20 protein-coding genes and 10 tRNA genes are annotated in these 23,693 nt (G+C 45.9%); 28 read left to right on the top strand and 2 right to left on the bottom strand.

Annotated elements, in window-relative coordinates; all coding sequences use genetic code 11:
* The first annotated feature begins 68 nt into the window (after window positions 1-68).
* From L1D60_RS18935 to L1D60_RS18885, 11 genes are all read left to right on the top strand, one after another.
* Window positions 69-145: transfer RNA gene (locus L1D60_RS18935), tRNA-Met, on the top strand.
* Window positions 146-215: 70 nt separating this feature from the next.
* Window positions 216-300, top strand: a tRNA-Leu gene (locus L1D60_RS18930).
* A 30-nt stretch (window positions 301-330) separates the two neighbouring features.
* Window positions 331-405 (top strand) — tRNA-Gln (locus tag L1D60_RS18925).
* A 56-nt stretch (window positions 406-461) separates the two neighbouring features.
* Window positions 462-546, top strand: a tRNA-Leu gene (locus tag L1D60_RS18920).
* Window positions 547-576: 30 nt separating this feature from the next.
* A tRNA-Gln gene (locus tag L1D60_RS18915) sits at window positions 577-651 on the top strand.
* A gap of 139 nt (window positions 652-790) precedes the next feature.
* Window positions 791-867 (top strand) — tRNA-Met (locus L1D60_RS18910).
* A gap of 70 nt (window positions 868-937) precedes the next feature.
* Window positions 938-1,022: transfer RNA gene (locus tag L1D60_RS18905), tRNA-Leu, on the top strand.
* 120 nt (window positions 1,023-1,142) lie between these two features.
* A tRNA-Leu gene (locus L1D60_RS18900) sits at window positions 1,143-1,227 on the top strand.
* Window positions 1,228-1,257: 30 nt separating this feature from the next.
* Window positions 1,258-1,332 (top strand) — tRNA-Gln (locus tag L1D60_RS18895).
* 134 nt (window positions 1,333-1,466) lie between these two features.
* A tRNA-Leu gene (locus L1D60_RS18890) sits at window positions 1,467-1,551 on the top strand.
* A gap of 154 nt (window positions 1,552-1,705) precedes the next feature.
* Entirely contained in the window at window positions 1,706-2,752 is a 1,047-nt protein-coding gene (locus L1D60_RS18885) for a lactonase family protein (protein ID WP_239842450.1), read from the top strand.
* Window positions 2,753-2,819: 67 nt separating this feature from the next.
* On the opposite strand, the gene L1D60_RS18880 is transcribed toward L1D60_RS18885, so the two are convergent.
* The gene (locus tag L1D60_RS18880) at window positions 2,820-3,995 is read right to left on the bottom strand and encodes a 2-octaprenyl-3-methyl-6-methoxy-1,4-benzoquinol hydroxylase (RefSeq protein WP_239842449.1); all 1,176 of its coding nucleotides are present in this window, start codon (window positions 3,993-3,995) and stop codon (window positions 2,820-2,822) included.
* Window positions 3,996-4,330: 335 nt separating this feature from the next.
* On the opposite strand from L1D60_RS18880, the gene miaB reads away from it, so the two are divergent.
* The 5 genes from miaB (at window position 4,331) to lnt (ending at window position 10,061) form a co-directional block, all read left to right on the top strand.
* Window positions 4,331-5,755 (top strand): tRNA (N6-isopentenyl adenosine(37)-C2)-methylthiotransferase MiaB, encoded by a 1,425-nt coding sequence (gene miaB, locus L1D60_RS18875; RefSeq protein ID WP_239842448.1) that lies wholly within the window; start codon window positions 4,331-4,333, stop codon window positions 5,753-5,755.
* A gap of 164 nt (window positions 5,756-5,919) precedes the next feature.
* Window positions 5,920-7,041 (top strand): PhoH family protein, encoded by a 1,122-nt coding sequence (locus L1D60_RS18870; protein WP_239842447.1) that lies wholly within the window; start codon window positions 5,920-5,922, stop codon window positions 7,039-7,041.
* A complete protein-coding gene (gene ybeY, locus L1D60_RS18865; RefSeq protein WP_032551451.1) occupies window positions 7,042-7,503 on the top strand; it encodes an rRNA maturation RNase YbeY in 462 nt (153 codons plus the stop codon).
* 120 nt (window positions 7,504-7,623) lie between these two features.
* Window positions 7,624-8,514, top strand: a complete 891-nt coding sequence (gene corC, locus L1D60_RS18860) for a CNNM family magnesium/cobalt transport protein CorC (protein ID WP_032551450.1) — start codon at window positions 7,624-7,626, stop codon at window positions 8,512-8,514.
* A gap of 32 nt (window positions 8,515-8,546) precedes the next feature.
* A complete protein-coding gene (lnt, locus tag L1D60_RS18855; protein WP_239842446.1) occupies window positions 8,547-10,061 on the top strand; it encodes an apolipoprotein N-acyltransferase in 1,515 nt (504 codons plus the stop codon).
* 67 nt (window positions 10,062-10,128) lie between these two features.
* Here the strand turns inward: lnt and L1D60_RS18850 are convergent, their stop codons facing one another.
* A complete protein-coding gene (locus tag L1D60_RS18850) occupies window positions 10,129-10,599 on the bottom strand; it encodes a zinc ribbon-containing protein (protein WP_239842445.1) in 471 nt (156 codons plus the stop codon).
* Window positions 10,600-10,759: 160 nt separating this feature from the next.
* On the opposite strand from L1D60_RS18850, the gene leuS reads away from it, so the two are divergent.
* The 12 genes from leuS (at window position 10,760) to lipA (ending at window position 23,563) form a co-directional block, all read left to right on the top strand.
* Window positions 10,760-13,333: a leucine--tRNA ligase gene (gene leuS / locus L1D60_RS18845; RefSeq protein WP_239842444.1), complete on the top strand. Its 2,574-nt coding sequence runs from the start codon at window positions 10,760-10,762 to the stop codon at window positions 13,331-13,333.
* Window positions 13,334-13,544: 211 nt separating this feature from the next.
* The gene (lptE, locus tag L1D60_RS18840; RefSeq protein ID WP_239842443.1) at window positions 13,545-14,165 is read left to right on the top strand and encodes an LPS assembly lipoprotein LptE; all 621 of its coding nucleotides are present in this window, start codon (window positions 13,545-13,547) and stop codon (window positions 14,163-14,165) included.
* A gap of 9 nt (window positions 14,166-14,174) precedes the next feature.
* Window positions 14,175-15,200 carry a DNA polymerase III subunit delta gene (gene holA / locus L1D60_RS18835; RefSeq protein WP_239842442.1) on the top strand — a complete coding sequence of 342 codons (1,026 nt, stop codon included), beginning with the start codon at window positions 14,175-14,177 and terminating at the stop codon, window positions 15,198-15,200.
* A 49-nt stretch (window positions 15,201-15,249) separates the two neighbouring features.
* Window positions 15,250-15,567, top strand: coding sequence for a ribosome silencing factor (rsfS, locus tag L1D60_RS18830; RefSeq protein ID WP_032551441.1), 318 nt, complete (start codon window positions 15,250-15,252; stop codon window positions 15,565-15,567).
* 3 nt (window positions 15,568-15,570) lie between these two features.
* Window positions 15,571-16,041: a 23S rRNA (pseudouridine(1915)-N(3))-methyltransferase RlmH gene (gene rlmH / locus L1D60_RS18825; RefSeq protein WP_032551440.1), complete on the top strand. Its 471-nt coding sequence runs from the start codon at window positions 15,571-15,573 to the stop codon at window positions 16,039-16,041.
* Window positions 16,042-16,047: 6 nt separating this feature from the next.
* On the top strand, window positions 16,048-17,940 hold the full coding sequence (gene mrdA / locus L1D60_RS18820) for a penicillin-binding protein 2 (protein WP_239842441.1): 1,893 nt from the start codon (window positions 16,048-16,050) through the stop codon (window positions 17,938-17,940).
* Window positions 17,940-19,061, top strand: a complete 1,122-nt coding sequence (gene rodA / locus L1D60_RS18815) for a rod shape-determining protein RodA (RefSeq protein WP_239842440.1) — start codon at window positions 17,940-17,942, stop codon at window positions 19,059-19,061. The genes mrdA and rodA overlap by 1 nt, the downstream gene beginning before the upstream one ends.
* A gap of 135 nt (window positions 19,062-19,196) precedes the next feature.
* Window positions 19,197-19,952: a septal ring lytic transglycosylase RlpA family protein gene (locus L1D60_RS18810; RefSeq protein WP_239842456.1), complete on the top strand. Its 756-nt coding sequence runs from the start codon at window positions 19,197-19,199 to the stop codon at window positions 19,950-19,952.
* A gap of 91 nt (window positions 19,953-20,043) precedes the next feature.
* The gene (locus L1D60_RS18805) at window positions 20,044-21,225 is read left to right on the top strand and encodes a serine hydrolase (protein ID WP_239842439.1); all 1,182 of its coding nucleotides are present in this window, start codon (window positions 20,044-20,046) and stop codon (window positions 21,223-21,225) included.
* 234 nt (window positions 21,226-21,459) lie between these two features.
* Window positions 21,460-21,738, top strand: coding sequence for a DUF493 family protein YbeD (gene ybeD, locus L1D60_RS18800; protein WP_032551473.1), 279 nt, complete (start codon window positions 21,460-21,462; stop codon window positions 21,736-21,738).
* Between the two features lie 195 nt (window positions 21,739-21,933).
* The gene (gene lipB / locus L1D60_RS18795; protein WP_239842438.1) at window positions 21,934-22,593 is read left to right on the top strand and encodes a lipoyl(octanoyl) transferase LipB; all 660 of its coding nucleotides are present in this window, start codon (window positions 21,934-21,936) and stop codon (window positions 22,591-22,593) included.
* A 4-nt stretch (window positions 22,594-22,597) separates the two neighbouring features.
* Window positions 22,598-23,563, top strand: coding sequence for a lipoyl synthase (gene lipA / locus L1D60_RS18790; RefSeq protein ID WP_239842437.1), 966 nt, complete (start codon window positions 22,598-22,600; stop codon window positions 23,561-23,563).
* Window positions 23,564-23,693 lie beyond the last annotated feature (130 nt).

Raw genomic sequence — 23,693 nt, 5'->3', positions numbered from 1 at the left:
AGTTCAAGTCTCTCCTTCCGCACCATTATTCTTCTTTGGAAACAAAGAGATCTCGAAAGAGAAAGATTGGCTACTTAGCTCAGTTGGTTAGAGCACATCACTCATAATGATGGGGTCGCAGGTTCAAATCCCGCAGTAGCCACCATTCTTTCATTAGAATGAAAAGTACAACGTTATTGAGATTCACCAATCATCTCTCTAACCAAAGAATTGATGCGGAAGTGGCGGAATTGGTAGACGCACCAGATTTAGGTTCTGGCGCCGCAAGGTGTGAGAGTTCAAGTCTCTCCTTCCGCACCATTATTTAGATGTCTTAATTGATATCATTGTTGGGCTATCGCCAAGCGGTAAGGCACCGGCTTTTGATGCCGGCATTCCCTGGTTCGAATCCAGGTAGCCCAGCCACTATTTAAAACGTCTCATTGAATCACCAATATTCAGTTTGACTATAAAGATTTGCTGCGGTCGTGGCGGAATTGGTAGACGCACCAGATTTAGGTTCTGGCGCCGAGAGGTGTGAGAGTTCAAGTCTCTCCGACCGCACCATTATTTAGATGTCTTAATTGATATCGCAGTTGGGCTATCGCCAAGCGGTAAGGCACCGGCTTTTGATGCCGGCATTCCCTGGTTCGAATCCAGGTAGCCCAGCCACTAATACAACGTTATTGAGATTCACCAATCATCTCCTTAACTACATTATTTGCTAGAAAATAAACTAGCGAAGTTCAAGTCTCTCCTTCCGCACCATTATTCTTCTTTGGAAACAAAGAGATCTCGAAAGAGAAAGATTGGCTACTTAGCTCAGTTGGTTAGAGCACATCACTCATAATGATGGGGTCGCAGGTTCAAATCCCGCAGTAGCCACCATTCTCTCATTAGAATGAAAAATACAACGTTATTGAGATTCACCAATCATCTCTCTAACTAAAGAATTGATGCGGAAGTGGCGGAATTGGTAGACGCACCAGATTTAGGTTCTGGCGCCGCAAGGTGTGAGAGTTCAAGTCTCTCCTTCCGCACCATTATTCTTCTTCGGAAACGAAGAGCGTGTGATTGACACATAAAACGATCAAAGACAACGTTATTGAGATTCACCAATCATCTCCTTAACTACATTATTTGCTAGAGAATAAACTAGCGATGCGGAAGTGGCGGAATTGGTAGACGCACCAGATTTAGGTTCTGGCGCCGCAAGGTGTGAGAGTTCAAGTCTCTCCTTCCGCACCATTATTCAGATGTCTTAATTGATATCACAGTTGGGCTATCGCCAAGCGGTAAGGCACCGGCTTTTGATGCCGGCATTCCCTGGTTCGAATCCAGGTAGCCCAGCCACTAATACAACGTTATTGAGATTCACCAATCATCTCCTTAACTACATTATTTGCTAGAAAATAAACTAGCGNCGTTATTGAGATTCACCAATCATCTCCTTAACTACATTATTTGCTAGAAAATAAACTAGCGATGCGGAAGTGGCGGAATTGGTAGACGCACCAGATTTAGGTTCTGGCGCCGCAAGGTGTGAGAGTTCAAGTCTCTCCTTCCGCACCATCATTAGAGACCCAGCTTTTTAGCTGGGTTTTCTTTTATCTAAAATGTACAAATCTGCTAACCGCATCACCAAGTATTTACCCCAGATTCAGCACTTAGTCATCTTTTTATAAGACAATGTCAGCTCCACTTTTACATCGGATATGACAGTGCTATGAGAACTCTCCCTTTAACCATCGGTTGCTACACAGAAGATCCAAATGGAAGCCAAGGTGTTTATCAAACTCAGTTAGATCTGGAAACAGGCAAGCTGCACTCTCCACAGCTCATTGAAAAATGCACTAATCCCTCTTTTGTTGTCTCTACAAAGCTGGGCATCTATACCGCATCTGAAGTCGATCAACAGTCACAACCCCAGCTGTTTCACATCTCAGTGACAGGTTCAAACGTTCCATCTAATTCAACCTCAATCTCTGGCGATCACCCTTGTCACATTTCGATAGATCCTAGCCATAAGTTTGCCATCACCTCCCAGTACTCTTCAGGCACATTCGATATCTTCAGTTTGAACATCAATGGCAATATCGATAGAAAAGTCAAAACGCTCAAAATGTCAGGCTCAGGCCCTAATCAGGATAGACAAACTGGACCACACGCTCACCAGTGCCTATTTTTAACGCACTCACCACAATTTGTTACCGTTGATCTTGGCGCCGATCGCATTAACTTCTACTGCTTCGATGAAGAACAAGAAGACTTTCTAGAAGAACCAATGCAGTCTATTGAAGTTCCTGCGGGCAATGGACCTCGTCATATGGTTTTCAATAAGGCTGAAGACAAAGCCTATGTTGTCTGTGAGCTATCTGAAACGATTCTAATGCTAGAGAAGACAGTTGGACGTTGGCATATTGTTGAGGAGATCGATGCGCTTCCTAATGCAGAAAAAGGAGAAGCTGCAGCGGCGATCAAGCTATCGCCAGATGAGGAATATCTTTATGTCTCTTGCCGACATCAATCAAAGATCAGTCACTTCAAACTCGATCCTATAACTTACAAGCCAGCTTTTATTGATAGTTATGAGACACAAGGGAGTTTCCCTCGTGATTTTCATATCACCAATGATGGAGAGTGGCTAATCGCTGCAAACCAGCACTCCAATAATATCACCTCTTTTAAGCGCAACCCGCTAGATGGGTCTTTAACCTACAGTGGACACGCGTTAGAAGTAGGCTCGCCTGTTTGTATTACGGAGCAACTATAAAGTTACGTGCATAAAAAAGGAGAGCACTGTGGCTCTCCTCTACTTTTCAGCTCTACGAGACTTTAAACTACAGCCCCAAAGCATACTTCAATACTTGGTTTTTAATTGGTCCAGAGTTCTCTGCTAGCTTTAATGCTGCATTACGAACAAACTTAAGTGGGCCAAGGTCGTTGCTGAACGTTTTGTAGAAGAAGTCCATGCCGCTCTGCATGATGAGGTTATCCCCTCTTCTTTTTACTTCGTAGCTTCTTGCGACAGCATCCGTTAATTCACCCTGCTCTTTGGTCAGGTTGATTAGAGCGGACACGTCTTTAAAACCGAGGTTCACACCTTGCCCAGCCAGAGGGTTGATGGTGTGTGCTGAATCTCCGACCAAGATACAGTTATTTTGAGCGTAGCTTTGTGCATGTCGGCGAGTCAGTGGGAAAGAACCCGATTGAAGCACCTTAATATCCCCCAACTCCGCAGGAAAATGGCTTAACACTTCAGCACGCAGTTTCTCAGGACTCATAGCAGACAACTGCTTAATGCGTGATGGTTTGTCGTACCATACCAGAGAGCCTTGCCCCACTTCCTTGCCCTCTTCTGTAAGCGACGCTAGAGGTAAAAATGAACGAGGACCACTTGGTAGAAACTGTTGCCAAGTAATGTCTTGCTGAGGAAGTTCTGTCTCAACATTGATCAGCATGCAGTGCTGACGATAATCCCAAGCCGTGATACCTATTCCAGCTTGCTGGCGAACAGCCGAATTCGCACCGTCTGCACCAACCACCCATTTAGTTGATAAGCGCAAGCCAGACTGCAACACAACTGTGTTCGTTTCACCGAACTCAATGGTGTCTAGCTTCTCAGGGCAAAGCAATTCAAGATTGTCATAGCGTTCAAACTGTGCCCATAACCCAAGTTGGATAAGGCGGTTTTCTACGATATAGCCTAGTCGAGGTAATTCTAAAGATGCAGCATCAAATCGCGTGCGACACTCTGGGTGTTCCCAAGTTTCCAAGCGCTTGTACGTGCAAACTCGCATGTTCTCTATCGCATCCCACGCACCCAACGAATCCAACAGATCCACAGAGGCTTGAGAGATCGCAGAGACACGAATATCCATAGGCTGTGATTTTTCGAAAGCTTGCGGAGCAAACCCCTCGATCACTGCGACGCGCATGCCTTGCTGTGCAAATCCGATAGCGGTTGCTGCACCAACCATACCACCGCCGACTACCACAATATCGTAACTGTTCATATTTTGTACTTATCAGTTTGATTCAATGACTGTTTTTGATTGTACGTTTTCACAACTTAATTGTAACCAAAAACCTTAATCTCAAAATGGACAATCCCTTGCTGCGTATAGTGTTTCTAGAAATAACCAACAATCTTAACGAGAATAAAAACCACTACATAAGAGATTTTGCTAGACCACTAGTCAGTCGGTTTTGAAACCAGTACAATACGCCGCTTGCTGTTAGGGTAGCGCTATTTTAGCCATATTTGGAAGCTATAATAGAGACCGTAACCGCGGATTAACACTGGGCGATTTGCTCCCTTAAATTAAACTAACGATCGAGCGAACAAAACATGAGTAAGAAACTGCTAATTAAAACTTGGGGCTGCCAGATGAATGAATACGATTCATCAAAAATGGCTGACCTGCTAAATGCCGCAAATGGCTATGAGCTAACAGAAGTACCTGAGGAAGCAGATGTACTACTACTGAATACCTGTTCTATCCGCGAAAAAGCGCAAGAGAAAGTATTCCACCAGCTTGGTCGTTGGAAAACACTGAAAGACAAAAAAGACGGTGTTGTGATCGGTGTGGGTGGCTGTGTAGCGACTCAAGAAGGTGATCACATCCGTGAACGTGCACCATACGTAGATGTTATCTTTGGCCCACAAACACTGCACCGTCTACCAGAGATGATCAAACAATCTCTAAGCGATGAAGCACCAGTAATGGACATCTCTTTCCCTGAGATTGAGAAGTTTGACCGTCTACCTGAGCCTCGCGCTGAAGGTGCAACAGCATTCGTTTCTATCATGGAAGGCTGTTCTAAGTACTGTACTTACTGTGTTGTACCTTACACTCGTGGTGAAGAAGTAAGCCGTCCAATGGATGACGTCCTATTCGAAATCGCACAACTTGCAGAGCAAGGTGTCCGTGAAGTAAACCTACTAGGCCAAAACGTTAACGCTTACCGTGGTCCAACGCACGAAGGTGACATCTGTTCATTCGCTGAACTGCTTCGTCTTGTTGCATCAATCGATGGTATCGACCGTATTCGTTTCACAACAAGCCACCCACTTGAGTTTACTGACGACATCATCGCTGTATACGAAGATACACCAGAGCTTGTGAGCTTCCTGCATCTACCAGTACAAAGTGGTAGTGACCGCATCTTAACGATGATGAAGCGTCCTCACACAGCGATTGAATACAAGTCGATCATTCGTAAGCTACGTAAAGCACGTCCTGATATTCAAATCAGTTCTGACTTCATCGTTGGTTTCCCAGGTGAAACTGCAATGGATCATGAAGCGACAATGAAGCTAATTAAAGACGTTGATTTCGATATGAGCTTCAGCTTCATCTTCTCTCCTCGTCCTGGTACGCCAGCGGCCGATTACCCTTGTGATGTGCCAGAACAAGAGAAGAAAGAGCGTCTATACGAACTGCAACAAGTTGTGAATTCTCAAGCAATGCGTTACTCACGCCTAATGCTTGATACAGAGCAACGCGTTCTTGTTGAAGGTCCGTCTAAGAAGAACCTAATGGAGCTTCGTGCACGTACCGAGAACAACCGTGTTGTTAACTTCGAAGGCAGCGCAGACCTTATCGGTCAATTCGTTGATGTGAAGATCACAGACGTATTTGCTAACTCTCTACGTGGCGAACTGGTTCGTACAGAAAAAGACATGGACCTACGTACTATCATCTCTCCAACTCAGATGATGGCGAAAACAAAACACGAAGATGAGCTAGGTGTAGCAACATTTACGCCATAAGCGAAACATCTAAGTTCAGCACAAAGCTGAACAGCAAAGCTTGAAATTACCTAACTAAGTGACCATCTTAGAAATAGGGAAATCGCCATTAGAAGCCCGGTCTCAATCGGGCTTCTTGCTCTTTTTTTATTGAAAAGAGTGGTGGCACAAAATGAGAGGCTAATTTGAGCAATAAAATCGTTACCCTAGAGATCAATCTAGAACCTGCAGATAACCGTCGCCTTGCAAGCCTATGTGGCCCATTCGATGACAATATCAAACACCTTGAGCGCCGTTTAGGTGTCGAGATCAACTACCGCAGCAACTTTTTCACTATCGTCGGCAAGCCTCACACGGCTGCAGCAGCGCTTGAAATCGTTAAGCGCCTTTATGTAGAGTCTGCTCCGGTGAAAGGTAATATCCCAGACATCGAACCTGAGCAAATCCACTTAGCTATCAAAGAGTCTGGTGTTCTAGAACAAACGACTGAGTCAAGCATTGAGCACGGCAAAGAAGTGTTCATCAAGACTAAGAAAGGCGTAATAAAGCCGCGCACACCAAACCAAGCACAGTACCTAATGAACATGGTTACTCATGACATTAGCTTTGGTATTGGTCCTGCTGGTACTGGTAAAACTTACCTAGCAGTGGCAGCAGCAGTAGACGCACTGGAGCGTCAAGAAATTCGTCGTATTCTACTAACGCGTCCAGCGGTTGAAGCCGGTGAAAAGCTTGGTTTCCTTCCTGGTGATTTAAGTCAGAAAGTCGACCCTTACTTGCGCCCTCTTTATGATGCCCTGTTTGAGATGCTGGGCTTTGAGCGTGTTGAAAAGCTGATTGAACGCAACGTGATTGAAGTTGCACCGCTTGCGTACATGCGTGGCCGTACGCTAAACGATGCCTTCATCATTCTTGATGAGAGCCAGAACACCACTGTTGAACAGATGAAGATGTTCCTAACTCGTATTGGCTTCAACTCGCGCGCGGTCATCACCGGTGATATCACCCAAATCGATTTACCTCGCGGCGCGAAATCTGGCCTACGCCATGCAACAGAAGTACTAAGTGAAGTCGATGACATCAGCTTTAACTTCTTCATGTCTGAAGACGTGGTTCGTCACCCAGTTGTTGCTCGTATCGTTAATGCGTATGAGAAATGGGAAGCGAAAGACCAAAAAGAGCGCAAAGAATTTGAACGTCGTAAGCGTGAAGAGCGTGAGGCCAAACTACTCGAAGCTCAACAGCCAGCTGAGAAACAATTAGCAACACAAAATAGCTCTGTCGTTTCAGAACAAGGTGATAAATAGATGTCTATTGAACTAGACCTGCAATTAGCAGTCGAAGATGAACAAGGCTTACCGACTGAGCAAGATATTCAGCAGTGGTTGGACAAAACCATTCCTCAATTCCAAGAGAATGCGGAGCTGACTATTCGTATCGTTGATACGGAAGAGAGCCACCAACTGAATCATGAGTATCGCGGAAAAGACAAGCCAACTAATGTGTTGTCTTTCCCGTTCGAGGCGCCTCCGGGCATTGAGCTTGATCTTTTAGGTGATCTCATCATTTGCCGCCAAGTGGTAGAAAAAGAAGCAGAAGAGCAAAACAAGCCTCTGTTAGCACACTGGGCTCATATGGTTGTACATGGCAGTCTGCATCTGCTAGGTTATGATCATATCGAAGATGATGAAGCTGAAGAGATGGAGTCACTCGAGACAGAAATCATGCAAGCTATGGGTTACGAAGACCCTTACATCCTAGAAAAGTAAACCGCTTCTAGGAAAATAGGTTGCAGAGAAACAACAACTCCACGAACCTGGAAACACAATAGGTATCTGAGTTGTTATGTGTGCTATCACACTTCTGATAGCGTTATTTTTTGAGAAATCATGAACGAAGGTAACCCCCCCACTTCTGAGGGAAGTAAAAAATCTGAAGGTCCGAGTAGAAAGTCCTTCTTTGAACGCCTAGGCCAACTATTTCAAGGCGAGGTAAAAGACCGCCAAGAGCTCGTCGATGTGATTCGCGACTCTGAAATTAATGACCTAATTGACCACGACACTCGCGACATGCTTGAGGGTGTAATGGAAATCTCTGAGATGCGCGTGCGTGACATCATGCTACCGCGTTCTCAAATGGTCACAGTTGAACGCACCGATGACTTAGATACATTGATTGCGCTCATTACTGATGCTCAACACTCTCGCTACCCAGTGATCAGTGAAGATAAAGACCATGTAGAGGGCATTCTTTTAGCGAAGGACCTACTTAAGTATTTGGGCTCAGACAGCGCTCCATTCGACATTGAGCAAGTGATTCGTCCTGCGGTTGTTGTTCCTGAAAGTAAGCGCGTTGACCGCCTACTCAAGGAGTTCCGTGAAGAGCGTTACCACATGTCTATCGTTGTCGATGAGTTTGGCGGTGTATCTGGTCTTGTAACCATTGAAGATATCCTCGAAGAAATCGTTGGTGAAATTGAAGACGAGTTCGACGATGAAGAAGAGTTAGACATTCGTAAGCTGAGCAAGCATACCTTCTCAGTAAAAGCTTTAACCACTATTGAAGAGTTCAATGACACATTTGGAACCAGCTTTAGTGACGATGAAGTGGATACTGTTGGTGGTATGGTAATGACAGCCTTTGGGCATCTGCCGACCCGCGGCGAAATCGTAGAAATTGAAAACTACCATTTCAAAGTGACCTCTGCAGACAACCGCCGTGTGATTCAATTACAGGTGACTATCCCAGACGAGCAACCTCTTCCAACTATCGAAGAATAACAACTTCTCTCTAAAGAGATGACATAATTTAGATGACTAAACCATTTATTCATCGCCTACTACGGCCGCTTGCGGCCGTTTTTGTTGGCGCTATTACCACCCTTGCGTTCGCTCCCTACTCCTTCTGGCCTATCGCCATTCTCAGCCCAGCTATCTTGTTAATCCTATTGCACAAGCAAAGTAGCAAGAGTGCACTTTGGACAGGTTACGCATGGGGTTTTGGTCAATTTGCTACTGGCATCAGTTGGGTCTACGTCAGTATTGACGGCTTCGGCGGTATGCCACTCGCCGCAAACCTATTCCTAATGGGTCTGCTTATCGGTTACCTAGCCATTTATACCGGTCTATTCGGATGGGCACTCAACCGCTTCTTCCCTAACAATAACCTCACTCGTTTTTTCCTTGCTGCACCTGCCTTATGGTTAGTGACAGATTGGCTACGCGGCTGGGTTATGACTGGCTTCCCGTGGTTGTGGCTTGGCTACAGCCAAATAGAGTCTCCTCTTGGCTCATTTGCGCCGATTGGTGGTGTGGAACTGATTACTCTAGCGGTTATCGTTTCGGCAAGTGCATTGGCTTACACTGCGATTAATAGAGCCTGGAGTGTGGGGTTGATTCCTGTGGTTTTATTGAGTGCAGGTTTTGGTATTCGTAACATCGACTGGGTGACACCGAATCCCGACAAAACGACATCACTAGTACTTATTCAAGGCAATGTCGACCAAGACTTAAAATGGCTACCAAGTCAACGCTGGCCGACCATGATGAAGTACACCGATATGAGCCGCGATAACTGGGGTGCAGACATCATCATCTGGCCAGAAGCAGCAATTCCAGCTTTTGAAGTCGAGATCCCTTCATTTCTGCGCAACCTTGATAGCGCAGCGAAGATGAACAACAGCTCGATTATCACGGGTGTACTCAACCAGTCTGAAGACAAGAAGTACTACAACAGCATTCTCTCTCTTGGGGTAAACCCATATGGAGAGTACAGTTACAACCCAAGCGAGCGCTACCACAAACACCACCTATTGCCGTTTGGTGAGTTTGTGCCATTTGAAGACATCTTGCGCCCATTGGCTCCATTCTTCAATTTGCCAATGTCGTCATTCAGTCGCGGTGATTTTATTCAGCCAAACATTGTGGCTAATGGTCGTCACCTAGCACCTGCACTGTGTTATGAAATCATCTTCAATGATCAGGTTCGCCAGAATGTGACCGAAGATACTGACTTCATTCTAACGCTCTCTAATGATGCTTGGTTTGGTCGCTCTATTGGCCCATTGCAACACATGGAGATCGCACAAATGCGTGCTCTAGAGCTCGGTAAACCCGTGATTCGCTCTACCAATAATGGTGTGACAGCGGTAACTGACCACAAAGGTAACATCGTTGAGCAAGTACCACAGTTCGAGACCGCAGTACTAAAAGCTGAACTTATCTCTACTGATGGTCAAACACCTTATCGTGTTGTCGGAACATGGCCACTCTACATTTGGGTGCTTGTGAGCTTAATTGTCGGCTGGCGTTTGAGAGAGAAAAGCTAGATTCGAGATAAAACCTTAAAGGGTTGGCCTACTGGGTCAACCCTTTTTGTTTATGTCGGAGGGAGCACTATGGCTTGAGCGCTTTGCGGCTGAAACCTTTACCGCCGCATTTGATGCATGGAATGATGGTTGTTGGATGGTTGTACTCCGTTTGATGGCCACAATCGTCACAGATCAAACGCCCTAAACCGATCACTTCCCCGGCTTGATAGAGCCCTTGGTGTTCCAAATCTTGAAATAGCTCCACCCACTCCACCTTGGTACGGTCGGTGATTTCCAACAAGCCATGCCAGATAGAATCTGCAATCATCAAATAAAACGGGCCGCTTTTGCTCTCTTCATAGTTTTCAGAGAACTCTTTCAGATCCGATTTAACATAAGCCGAGATCAGCGATAGCTCGTCTTTCGTCATATCATTCGCGGCTTTTGCAAGCTTGCCTGACGTTTCAATCTTATTGTTGAGCTCTTCAGGGCTATGCTTGAGTGTTTCAATAACGTCTTCCACTAACTCTTCATAGAGTGCTTTTTTCTTTGGCATAAGTCCTCCTCAAGATTGCAGACCTAAATCAATACCCGAGATAATGAGAGTATGACAGGTATAGCTATTGTTGTAGTTCGTTCCTTTAGGTATTCTATGACGATCTATTGAAGTCTGATCAAACCAGACTCACAAATTCCAAGATAACCGGACATCATCGATGCAAGAACAATACAATCCGCAAGAAATTGAACAGAAAGTTCAACAGCACTGGGATAACAACAAGACCTTTGTTGTAAGTGAAGACCCAAACAAAGAAAAATTCTACTGTCTATCCATGTTCCCATACCCAAGTGGTCGACTGCACATGGGTCACGTGCGTAACTATACAATCGGTGATGTGGTATCTCGTTTCCAACGTCTGCAAGGCAAAAACGTAATGCAACCAATCGGTTGGGATGCATTCGGCCTACCTGCAGAAAACGCAGCGGTTAAGAACAACACAGCGCCTGCGCCATGGACATACGAAAACATCGAGTACATGAAGAACCAACTTAAGCTTCTTGGCTTTGGTTACGACTGGAACCGTGAGTTCGCAACGTGTACGCCAGAGTACTACCGCTGGGAACAAGAGTTCTTCACTAAGCTTTACGAAAAAGGTTTGGTTTACAAGAAGACTTCTTCAGTTAACTGGTGTCCAAACGACCAAACTGTACTTGCAAACGAGCAGGTTGAAGATGGTTGCTGCTGGCGTTGTGACACTCCAGTAGAACAAAAAGAGATTCCACAGTGGTTCATTAAGATCACTGAATACGCTCAAGAACTACTAGACGACCTAGATAACCTAGACGGTTGGCCTGAGATGGTTAAGACCATGCAGCGCAACTGGATCGGTCGCTCTGAAGGCGTTGAGCTGAAGTTTGAAGTGAAAGGTCAACAAGACCTAGAAGTTTACACAACACGTCCTGACACACTAATGGGTGTGACTTACGTAGGTATCGCAGCGGGTCACCCTCTTGCAGCGGTAGCGGCAGAGAACAACCCTGAGCTTGCGGCATTCATCGACGAGTGTAAGAACAACAAAGTAGCGGAAGCTGAGCTTGCGACAATGGAGAAGAAAGGTATGGCGACTGGCCTTACTGCTATTCACCCATTGAACGGTCGTGAAGTACCAGTTTACGTAGCTAACTTCGTACTGATGGACTACGGTACAGGCGCTGTAATGGCAGTACCTGCACACGACCAACGTGACTACGAGTTCGCAACTAAATATGGCCTAGACATTATTCCTGTGATTAAGCCTGCTGACGAGAGCGAATTAAACATCTCTGAAGAAGCGTACACAGAGAAAGGCGTTCTATTTGATTCAGGTGAGTTCGACGGTCTTGAATTCCAAGCGGCATTCGATGCAATTGCAGCGAAGCTAGAAGCTGAAGGCAAAGGTACTAAGACAGTAAACTTCCGTCTACGTGACTGGGGTGTATCTCGTCAGCGTTACTGGGGCGCACCAATCCCAATGGTAACGACTGAAGATGGTGAAGTTCACCCAGTACCTGCTGACCAACTACCAGTGATTCTTCCTGAAGACGTGGTAATGGACGGCGTAACAAGCCCAATCAAAGCAGACAAAGAGTGGGCGAAGACAACATTTAACGGCGAACCTGCTCTACGTGAGACAGATACGTTCGATACGTTCATGGAATCTTCTTGGTACTACGCACGTTACTGTTCACCACAAGCAGATGACATCCTAGATCCAGAAAAAGCAAACTACTGGCTACCAGTAGACCAGTACATCGGTGGTATCGAGCACGCTTGTATGCACCTATTGTACTCACGCTTCTTCCACAAACTGCTACGTGACGCAGGTTACGTAACGTCTGACGAACCGTTCAAGCAACTACTGTGTCAAGGCATGGTACTAGCGGATGCGTTCTACTTCGAGAACGACAAAGGCGGTAAAGAGTGGGTTGCACCAACTGACGTTGCTGTAGAGCGTGACGGCAAAGGTCGCATCACTTCTGCTAAAGATAACGAAGGCCGTGACGTAACACACTCAGGCATGATCAAAATGTCTAAGTCGAAGAACAACGGTATCGACCCACAAGAGATGGTAGACAAGTACGGTGCTGATACAGTACGTCTGTTCATGATGTTTGCATCACCTGCAGATATGACACTTGAGTGGCAAGAGTCTGGCGTAGAAGGAGCTAACCGCTTCCTGAAACGTGTTTGGAAGCTAGTAAACGAGCACGCATCGAAAGGCGCGGCAGAAGCAGTAGACACATCTGCACTTTCTGGTGACCAAAAAGCACTACGTCGTGATGTTCACAAGACTATCGCGAAAGTGACTGACGATATCGCTCGTCGTCAAACATTCAACACAGCAATCGCAGCAATCATGGAACTGATGAACAAGCTAGCGAAAGCACCTCAAGAATCTGCGCAAGATCGTGCAATCCTTGATGAAGCGCTAAAAGCTGTTGTTGCAATGCTTTACCCAATCACCCCACACATCTCTTACGAAATGTGGGCAGCTCTGGGTCAAGAAGACATCGACAATGCGACATGGCCAACTCACGATGAAAAAGCACTTGTAGAAGACGAGAAGCTAATCATCGTTCAAGTAAACGGCAAGCTACGTGCGAAACTGACTGTACCAGCGGATATCTCTAAAGAAGATATTGAAGCTCTAGGTCTAAACGATGAGAACGTTACTAAGTTCACAGACGGCAAAACGGTACGTAAAGTTATCTACGTTCCAGGTAAGCTACTGAACATCGTTGCTAACTAAGCGTTCGTCACATCGTGGCTGATTCGTTGAGTTAACACTCGCAATGCGATAGGAATTAAAGAACTTAATTACCAATTCGCAGTCAATAGACAGGGTGCACCCCACCCTGTCTACTTATTTAAGCGCTTTTGTATTAGTGATTCCAAATACAGTTACACCCTAAACATAAAGCCTTTAAATAAGTAATCCATTTTATGAGAGCCATCAAATAATGCGCCTGATTTCACTGTCTTCGTTAAAAGCTACGTTCGTTGTTCTATCTGTTAGCCTACTCTCAGCCTGTGGTTTTCACCTACGTGGTGATTATTCTGTACCAGAAGAACTCAACAAGATCTCTGTATCAAGTTACGATCAGTACAGCACGTTTACGCGCATGGTGAAAAGCCAATTGCGTATGAGCAACGTAGACATTGTCGCGCCAACTAGCAAAACGCCGAACCTGCACCTGCTGAGCGAAAGCGTTAATGAGCGTACGCTCTCGCTATACCAAAATACACGTGCTGCGGAGAAAGAGCTGACTTTTAACGCATCTTACCGCGTGACGATTCCGGAACTAGGCGACAAAACCTTTACCACCAGCGTTACCCGCAGCTACCTAGATAACCCTCTAACTGCACTGGCAAAATCTGTTGAAAGAGACATGATTGAAGATGAGATGCGCAAGCTAGCAGCAAGTCAAATCCTACGTCAAATGGCGCGTCTTAAAGCCAACATTGCAGCGAACAGCATGAACCTTGAAGACCTAGAAGAGGTTCAAGTGAAAGAGCTAGAGAAGCAGTACAACATCAAAAATGTTGAGGTAACCCCAGATTCAGCTGAGTCTGCTCAATAAGGTTAACTGATGCGTATTTTTGCAGACCGCTTGTCAGAGCAATTAAGTAAGCAGCTAAGTCGCGTTTATTTGATCTTTGGTAACGAACCGCTATTGCTTCAAGAAAGCCGCGAATCGATTCAGAAAGCCGCCAAAGAGCAAGGCTTCGAAGAACGTCACCGTTTTGCTATCGACAGCAGCCTAGATTGGAACGATGTTTACGACTGTACCCAAGCACTAAGCCTGTTTTCTAGCCGTCAACTCATCGAGCTGGAATTGCCTGAGTCTGGTGTCAACGCCGCTATCGCAAAAGAGCTATTAGCGCTTTCAGAGCAACTGCACGAAGATATCATGCTGGTATTAATCGGCACTAAGCTCACCAAAGCACAAGAAAATGCTAAATGGTTTAAGGCACTTTCGAGCCAAGGTCACTGGGTAAGTTGTCTTACGCCTGACGTTGGCCGTTTGCCTCAGTTTGTTCAAGCTCGTTGTCGCCAAATCGGTTTACAGCCCGACGCCGAGGCCACACAAATGCTGGCTCAATGGCACGAAGGCAACCTGTTTGCATTGACCCAAAGCCTAGAGAAACTGGCACTGCAATACCCTGATGGCAAGTTGACCTTAGTTCGACTTGAAGAGTCGTTAAGTCGTCACAATCACTTTACCCCTTTCCATTGGGTAGATGCCTTGCTAGCCGGCAAAGGTAATCGAGCACAACGCATTTTGCGCCAATTAGAGGCGGAAGGTGTGGAAGCGGTGATCCTTTTGCGCAGTATTCAGAGAGAACTAGCGCTGCTGCTTCAAATGCAACAACAAATGCAGCAGATGCCTATCGGGCAAGTGTTTGAGAAACACCGTATCTGGCAATCAAAGAAACCCCTTTATAACGCAGCGCTAACACGAGTTTCAGTGACTCAGTTACACTCTCTGTTTGCACTGCTTACTCAAGCTGAATTGCTCTCTAAAACCCAATATGAGCAATCACCTTGGCCACTCATTCACCAATTGAGTGTTGAGTTTTGTATCCCTTCGGCTTCAATCCCCTTTCCCGCATAAAAGCGTGATATGATTTTGAGTCGCAAAATTAAGATTTAAGGAACACCCTGTGTTACGTGAAGAACTAAGAGATTTTCTTGCAGATAAAGCCGACGACATGAAAGCAGAGTCGATCATCACAATCGACGTTGAAGGTAAATCCAGTGTGACAGACTACATGATCGTTTGTACTGGTACTTCAAAGCGCCACGTCGCTTCTATCGCAGAACATGTCGCGAGTGAAGTGAAAAAAGTCGGACTAGAGCCTCTAGGTATGGACGGGGAACAAGAAGGTGAATGGGTTGTCCTAGATATGGGCACCAGCATGCTTCACGTGATGCAAGCTGAGCAACGCGAGCTGTACCAACTAGAAAAGCTGTGGGGCTAATCTGTGAAGATCCAATTAATTGCCGTTGGCACCAAAATGCCAAAATGGGTTGAAGAAGGCTTTCAAGAGTATAAGCGTCGCTTCCCACACGATATGCCACTGGAATTGGTCGAGATCCCAGCGGGCAAGCGCGGCAAGAACGCTGACATCGCACGTATTCTGCAAAAAGAAGGCGAAGCCATGCTAGCAGCGGTGCCAAAAGGTAGCCGTATTGTGACGCTCGATATCCCAGGCAGAAAATGGGATACACCACAGCTTGCTGAACAGCTAGAGAGCTGGAAGCTGGATGGACGTGACGTTTCTATCCTAATTGGTGGCCCAGAAGGTCTAGCTCCAGCATGTAAAGCAGCCGCTGATCAAAGTTGGTCTCTGTCAGCTCTGACTCTACCGCACCCTCTTGTGCGCGTTATCATGGCAGAAAGCCTGTACCGAGCTTGGAGCATCACAGCTAATCACCCGTATCACCGAGAATAAGCGTTAATGTTACGTAAACGTAGCCAGATCCGTGATTACAAAGAAGAAGCACGACTATTTGCTAGTCGTGCTTTTATTGCGTTTATAGGCATTGTAATCATGATGGGCATTTTGGTTGCCAACCTGTACAACATTCAGGTCAACCAATACCAAGACTATAAAACTCGCTCGAACGACAACCGCATCAAGGTTGTCCCTATCGCACCGACTCGCGGTCTAATTTATGACCGAAACGGTGTATTACTGGCGGAAAACCGTCCAGTATTCAACCTCGAGATCACTCCTGAAAAAATAAAGAACATGGATGACACCATTGCGCGTCTCCAAGAACTTATAGAAATCAGCCCTGAACGAGTTGAAAGATTTAACCGCGAACGTCGCAATACGCGCCGTTTCAAATCTGTGCCGATTCTCAACCAACTGACCGAAGAACAAGTGGCTGTTTTTTCAGTAAACCAGCATAAGTTCCCAGGTGTCGAGGTAACAGGCACACTCAAACGCTTTTATCCATATGGTGATGTACTTACACACGTAATTGGCTATGTATCACGTATTAATGACCGCGATATGCGACGTCTAGTTCGTGAAGAAAAAGACGCTAACTACCAAGCGACACGTGACATCGGTAAGTTAGGTATTGAACGCTATTACGAAGATATACTGCACGGCACGGCTGGCTACCAAGAAGTGGAAGTAAACAGCCGTGGCCGAGTCATTCGTACATTGAAGTTTGTCCCTGCGATTCCGGGCAAAGATATTGTGCTGAACCTCGATATCGACCTGCAACTTTACGTCCACAAACTGCTCGACGGGCGTCGTGGTTCCGCCGTGGTGCTGGATCCGGAAGACAACGGTGTACTTGCTATGGTATCAAGCCCAAGCTATGACCCGAATGCGTTCGTGCACGGTATCTCCTCTAAGGGATACAATGCCCTTCTAAACGACAAAAACCGTCCACTGGTAAACCGTGCGACTCTGGGTATCTACCCACCAGCATCGACCATTAAACCATTTATTGCCGTGGCAGCACTGCAAGAAGGTGTCATCACGCCGAATACCACCCGTAATGACCCGGGGTACTGGAAGATCCCGAACTCAAAGACCAAGCCATTCCGCGACTGGTTACGCTGGGGACACGGCACCGTTGATATCGTTAAAGCGATTGAAGAGTCTGTGGATACCTTCTTCTACCAAATCGCCTTTGATATGGGCATTGATCGTCTATCAAGCTGGATGATGATGTTTGGTTTTGGTGACTATACGGGTATAGATATACACGAAGAGAGTAAAGCCAACATGCCTACACGTGATTGGAAAATGGCTCGTCACCGTGTGCCATGGTATCAAGGGGACACCATTCCAGTTGGTATTGGACAAGGCTACTGGACAGCAACACCAATGCAGATTGCTAAGGCAACATCGGTGTTGGTACATGAAGGTGAAGTCATCGCACCGCACCTGCTACGTGCAACGATTGAAAACGGTCAACCACTTGAGACGCAATCACTGTCTGACATCGAGACCTATCCACCAATTACAGGTGTGAAGCAACGATTCTGGGACATTGGTAAAGAAGGTATGAAGTTGGTAAACCACGGTCGTAAAGGTACCGCTCGCCGCTCTTTCCAAGGTATGTCTTATCTGACTGCGGGTAAATCTGGTACCGCGCAAGTGTTTGGTTTGAAAGAAGACGAAGAGTACAACGCAGATGAAATCGCAGAACACCTGCGTGACCACGCACTCTTTACCGGCTTTGCTCCGTTGGATGATCCAAAAGCGATCGTGACTATCGTACTCGAGAACGCCGGTGGTGGTTCATCGAATGGTGGTCCTGTTGTGAGACGTATCTTCGACCATATTGTTTTGGGCGATGAATATAAGAGTAAGGCGACACAATAATGAAACTCGATCTCTCTACTGGTCAAAATCGCGCCCTATTTGAGCGATTCCATATTGATTTGCCACTGCTACTGGGCATTTTGGTACTCATGGGGTTTGCGCTACTTATTATGTATAGCGCAAGTGGCCAAAGCTTGGCGATGATGGACCGCCAAGCGATGCGTATGGCATTGTCACTAGGTGTGATGATCTTCCTCGCGCAGATTTCGCCGCGAACCTATGAAACACTGGCTCCAGTACTGTTTGCTGGCGGTGTAATATTGCTACTCGGGGTACTGTTCTTTGGTGAGGCCTCTAAAGGTGCACAACGCTGGCTGAATTTCGGTTTTGTCCGTTTTCAACCGTCAGAACTACTCAAACTTGCAGTACCTCTGATGCTGGCGCGTTACATTGGTAAACGTTCACTACCACCCACATTTCAGACACTAGTGATCTCACTGGTGATGGTGTTTGTTCCAACCATTCTTATCGCTAAGCAGCCCGATTTAGGTACATCAATCTTGATTGCTGCATCCGGCATTTTTGTTATTTTCTTAGCAGGTATCAGTTGGAAGATCATTGCGAGCGCGGCTGTAGCCTTGGGCGCATTTATCCCAATTCTATGGTTCTTCTTAATGCGCGAATACCAAAAGGTTCGTGTTCGCACGCTGTTTGATCCGGAATCCGATCCATTAGGCGCGGGTTACCACATTATTCAAAGTAAGATTGCGATTGGTTCTGGTGGTATCTCAGGTAAAGGTTGGCTGCAAGGGACACAATCTCAACTGGAGTTTATCCCTGAGCGTCATACCGACTTCATTTTTGCGGTCATTGCCGAAGAATGGGGCATGATAGGTATCCTATTCCTGCTCGCTATCTACCTATTCATTATTGGCCGTGGGCTCATTCTCGCTAGCCAAGCGCAGACGGCGTTTGGTCGAATGATGGGCGGCAGTATTGTTTTAAGCTTCTTCGTTTATATTTTCGTAAACATCGGCATGGTAAGTGGCATTCTTCCGGTGGTAGGTGTACCTCTGCCACTCGTGAGTTATGGCGGTACTTCAATGGTTACATTGATGGCAGGTTTTGGTATTTTGATGTCTATCCACACTCACCGTAAAGCATTCTCAAAGGCGACTTAAGTGATATTTAGTGCAAAGCGCGATTTCGCAAAGAGCAAATACGCAAAGAGCAGTTACGCGATAAACAATAACGCGCAACACACCAAGTCATCAACGCTTAAGCAATTAGCACTTGTCGGTGGCTTAGTTGTGTTGATGAATGGCTGTTCGTCACAACCAGATTCCCAATCGGGTCGCTACGATATCAACGACGATATCGCCCCAGATGTACCAATCTCAGTTGAACATCTAGAAGACGCGCACCCAAAGTATGAGCCTTATAGCTTAGGCGGTAATAGCGATTACACCTTACGTGGTGAAGATTACAAAATCATTCGCGACAGCAAAGGCTTCACTGAAAAAGGTAAAGCATCTTGGTATGGCAAAAAGTTTCACGGTCACCTTACCTCAAATGGTGAGGTGTATGACATGTACTCAATGTCTGCCGCTCATAAGACGTTGCCAATTCCAAGCTATGTGAAAGTGACCAATACTGACAACAACGAGAGCACCATTGTTCGTGTGAATGACCGTGGTCCTTTTCATGAAGGTCGTATCATCGATTTAAGCTACGCAGCTGCGTACAAGCTTGATGTCATTCGTACGGGAACGGCCAACGTTGAGATTGAAGTGATCACCGTCGACATCCCAACCGATGAAAACAAGAAGGCAGCACTCCCTCAATACATAATTCAAGTTGCGACCTCTCAGCATCAAGATCGCAGTGAAAAACTTGCGAGTGAACTGAGTAAAGAACTGTCGGTCAAAACTTTTCTTCAGCCAGTAGATGACAAATACCGACTGATGCTTGGGCCATTTCATGACTATGCTCTGACTCAAGAGAAATTAGAACAGGTTAAGCTTATGGGTTACCCGTCAGCTTATATAAAGAAGCACACCTTAACTCGCTAGATTCTTACAGAAATTTCTGACAATCACTGCACTGGTTTGAAACAGTGATTCTGTTAAGATATGGATAGTTAACCAAATAATTGCATTCAAAATGAATAAATCTAATAAACTTATCAAATCGATTTTTGCTACTTCTGTTGCGCTTTCTGCAACGCTAGCTTCTTCGTCATTCGCCGCGCCTATCGTTGTTCCAGACGCTCCACAAATTGCTGCTAAAGGCTTCGTCCTAATGGATTACCATTCAGGCAAAGTATTGGCAGAAAAAGAGATGAACACTCAACTTTCTCCAGCAAGCTTGACCAAAATGATGACCAGCTATGTTATCGGTCAAGAGCTTGAGCGCGGCAACATTAACCTAAATGACGACGTTGTTATTAGTGAAAACGCTTGGGCGAAGAACTTCCCAGACTCTTCAAAGATGTTTATTGAAGTCGGTACAACGGTAAAAGTGGAAGAGCTTAACCGCGGTATCATCATCCAATCGGGTAACGATGCATGTGTGGCTATGGCAGAGCACATCGCTGGCTCTGAGGATGCATTCGTTGACCTAATGAACGCGTGGGCGAGCTCTATCGGCATGAAAGACACGCACTTTGCGAACGTGCACGGTCTAGATAACCCGAACCTGTACTCAACGCCTTACGATATGGCGCTACTAGGTCAAGCACTTATCCGCGACGTACCTGAAGAGTACCGCATCTACTCTGAGAAAAAATTCACTTACAACGGCATTACTCAGTACAACCGTAACGGCCTGTTGTGGGACAAGAGCATGAATGTGGACGGCATCAAAACTGGCCACACAAGCAATGCGGGTTACAGCCTAGTAAGCTCAGCAACTGAAGGCAAAATGCGCCTTGTTGCTGTTGTAATGGGCACCAAGAATGCTAACGCTCGTAAGACCGAAAGCAAAAAGCTACTGAGCTACGGTTTCCGTTTCTTTGAAACAGTTGCACCGCACACAGCTGGTGAAACGTTCGTTGAAGAGAAAATCTGGATGGGCAGCAAAGACACGGTTGCTCTAGGTGTGGATGAAGACACATTCGTAACACTGCCTCGTGGCCAAGCTAAGAATCTAAAGGCTAGCTTTGTTCTAGAGAAAGAACTTGAAGCACCTATTAGCAAGGGCGATGTCGTTGGTAAGCTGTTCTACCAAATCGATGGTCAAGACGTTGCTGAGTACCCACTGCTGGCACTCGAAGATGTTGAGCAAGGCAGCCTATTTAGCCGTCTATGGGATTACCTAGTTCTTCTGTTCAAAGGTTTATTCTAAGACCAGAGAGTAAGAGTCAATAACAGTAATCTCATGATCCTGTTAGCTATTTACTCATAACCCTTTTAGGGTTTGCCTAACAAGCCAACAAAGGCCGCACTGCGCGGCTTTTGTTGATCTTGAGTTCAGCGATATTTACCAGTAATATTCCGCTCTTATTAATCGAGTCAATTGACCGAATACGCTTTTCTCGGTATTTTGCCCAGCAGCGAAGTACCTACCATTTTGGAGCTAATCATGAACATCAATTCTGATGCAAAACTTAAAGACCTTTTAGAGTTCCCTTGTTCTTTTACTTACAAGGTTATGGGTTACGCGAAACCAGAACTGCCTGAACTTGTACTGGAAGTGATCCAGCGCCACGCTCCTGGTGACTACAGCCCAACAGTGAAACCAAGTGCAAAGGGTAACTACCACTCTGTTTCGATCAACATCACAGCAACGTCGATTGAGCAGGTAGAAACACTTTACAAAGAACTTGGCGAGATCGACATCGTACGTATGGTTCTGTAATCCTCGATTACACAGTGATCACAGCGGCTTAGAGCCGCTGTTTTCATTTTAGGCTCCCCATTTTTGCTTCTTTTATTCAACTTAATTTTCAAGAAATACAAAGAAAGTTGAAAAACCTTGCAGTCCGTCTGTAGTTAGAATCAAATTTCACGTTTATAATGCGTTCACTTTATTAATCCTTGAGGGAGTCCTGCTTTGCAAAATAAGCTAATCGTAAAAAAATTAGGCCGTCAGGATTATGAACCCGTATGGAAAGCCATGCATGAGTTCACCGATACGCGCACAGAAGAAGACGTAGACCAAATTTGGCTAGTCGAGCACAATCCGGTCTTCACTCAAGGACAAGCAGGTAAAGCTGAGCATGTACTCAATGCTGGCGATATCCCTGTTATTCAAAGCGATCGCGGCGGACAAGTTACCTATCACGGCCCAGGCCAGTTGGTTGCTTACTTCTTGATCAATATTCGTCGTAAGAAATTTGGAGTGCGAGATCTAGTTACTCATATAGAGAACCTCGTAATCAACACTCTGAAAGCATACAATATCGAATCAGCTGCTCGACCTGACGCTCCGGGTGTTTATGTCGATGGCAAAAAAATATGTTCTCTAGGCCTACGTATTCGACGTGGTTGTTCGTTCCACGGACTGGCACTTAATGTCGATATGGACCTGTCACCATTCCTGCGCATTAACCCTTGTGGCTACCAAGGAATGGAAATGGCGCAAGTCAGCCAACTGGGCGGCCCATCAGATCTAGAGACCGTTGAGCAACAGCTAATACAAGAGCTTGTCGAACTACTCGGCTATGACCAAGTAGACATTCAAGCCAACAGTAACACTACAGCAGAAGCATAAAATCATGAGCAAACCAATCCAAATGGAAAAAGGCGTTAAATACCGCGACGCCGATAAAATGGCATTGATTCCAGTAAAGAACATGCCTACCGAGCAGAAAGAGATCCTGCGCAAGCCGGACTGGATGAAGATCAAGTTGCCTGCTGATAGCCAGCGCATCCAAGACATCAAATCTGCAATGCGTAAGAACAACCTTCACTCGGTATGTGAAGAAGCGTCTTGCCCTAACCTGGCAGAGTGTTTCAACCACGGTACAGCGACCTTCATGATCCTAGGTGCTATCTGTACACGTCGTTGTCCTTTCTGTGACGTTGCCCATGGCCGTCCAGTTGCTCCTGAAGCGGAAGAGCCTCAAAAGCTAGCAAAAACAATCCAAGATATGAAACTGAAGTACGTTGTAATTACTTCTGTTGACCGTGATGATCTACGTGACGGTGGTGCAAAACACTTTGCTGACTGTAACCGCGAGATCCGCGCACTAAACCCAAATATTCGCATTGAAACTCTGGTTCCTGACTTCCGCGGTCGTATGGACGTGGCACTTGATCTAATGAAAGACAATCCGCCAGATGTATTCAACCACAACCTAGAGACTGCACCTCGCCTATACCGTAAGGCGCGTCCAGGTGCGAACTACAAATGGTCATTGAACCTACTGAAGAAGTTTAAAGAGCAACATCCAGACGTCCCAACAAAATCGGGCGTAATGATGGGCCTTGGTGAAACGAAAGAAGAGATCATTCAAGTACTGAAAGATCTGCGTGAGCATGGCGTAACAATGCTGACTCTAGGCCAATACTTAGCGCCTAGTCGTCACCACTTACCAGTTGAACGTTACGTGCCACCATCAGAGTTTGATGAACTAAAAGAGATCGCTCTAGAGCTTGGCTTTACACACGCTGCATGTGGCCCGTTTGTTCGCTCTTCTTACCACGCGGATCTACAAGCACAAGGTATGGAAATTAAGTAACTCGTAACTTAACGACTCTATTTTTGAAAGGCGCATACCCTAGGGTGATGCGCCTTTTTTATACCTGCAATTTAAAGCCGTAAGTTTCATCCAACAATCGACATAAGAGATACAGGCATGTCGATACTAA

This window comes from Vibrio sp. Isolate30, assembly GCF_022397975.1.
GTDB lineage: Bacteria > Pseudomonadota > Gammaproteobacteria > Enterobacterales > Vibrionaceae > Vibrio > Vibrio fortis.
The sequence above is the reverse complement of the archived record's forward strand: the minus strand, read 5'-3'. Positions and strand labels throughout refer to the sequence as shown.

Coding starts and splice junctions, on each gene's coding strand:
- L1D60_RS18885 (WP_239842450.1), top strand. CDS start 1,706: ATGAGAACTCTCCCTTTAACCATCGGTTGCTACACAGAAGATCCAAAT.
- L1D60_RS18880 (WP_239842449.1), bottom strand. CDS start 3,995: ATGAACAGTTACGATATTGTGGTAGTCGGCGGTGGTATGGTTGGTGCA.
- miaB (WP_239842448.1), top strand. CDS start 4,331: ATGAGTAAGAAACTGCTAATTAAAACTTGGGGCTGCCAGATGAATGAA.
- ybeY (WP_032551451.1), top strand. CDS start 7,042: ATGTCTATTGAACTAGACCTGCAATTAGCAGTCGAAGATGAACAAGGC.
- corC (WP_032551450.1), top strand. CDS start 7,624: ATGAACGAAGGTAACCCCCCCACTTCTGAGGGAAGTAAAAAATCTGAA.
- lnt (WP_239842446.1), top strand. CDS start 8,547: ATGACTAAACCATTTATTCATCGCCTACTACGGCCGCTTGCGGCCGTT.
- L1D60_RS18850 (WP_239842445.1), bottom strand. CDS start 10,599: ATGCCAAAGAAAAAAGCACTCTATGAAGAGTTAGTGGAAGACGTTATT.
- leuS (WP_239842444.1), top strand. CDS start 10,760: ATGCAAGAACAATACAATCCGCAAGAAATTGAACAGAAAGTTCAACAG.
- lptE (WP_239842443.1), top strand. CDS start 13,545: ATGCGCCTGATTTCACTGTCTTCGTTAAAAGCTACGTTCGTTGTTCTA.
- holA (WP_239842442.1), top strand. CDS start 14,175: ATGCGTATTTTTGCAGACCGCTTGTCAGAGCAATTAAGTAAGCAGCTA.
- mrdA (WP_239842441.1), top strand. CDS start 16,048: ATGTTACGTAAACGTAGCCAGATCCGTGATTACAAAGAAGAAGCACGA.
- rodA (WP_239842440.1), top strand. CDS start 17,940: ATGAAACTCGATCTCTCTACTGGTCAAAATCGCGCCCTATTTGAGCGA.
- L1D60_RS18810 (WP_239842456.1), top strand. CDS start 19,197: ATGAATGGCTGTTCGTCACAACCAGATTCCCAATCGGGTCGCTACGAT.
- L1D60_RS18805 (WP_239842439.1), top strand. CDS start 20,044: ATGAATAAATCTAATAAACTTATCAAATCGATTTTTGCTACTTCTGTT.
- lipA (WP_239842437.1), top strand. CDS start 22,598: ATGAGCAAACCAATCCAAATGGAAAAAGGCGTTAAATACCGCGACGCC.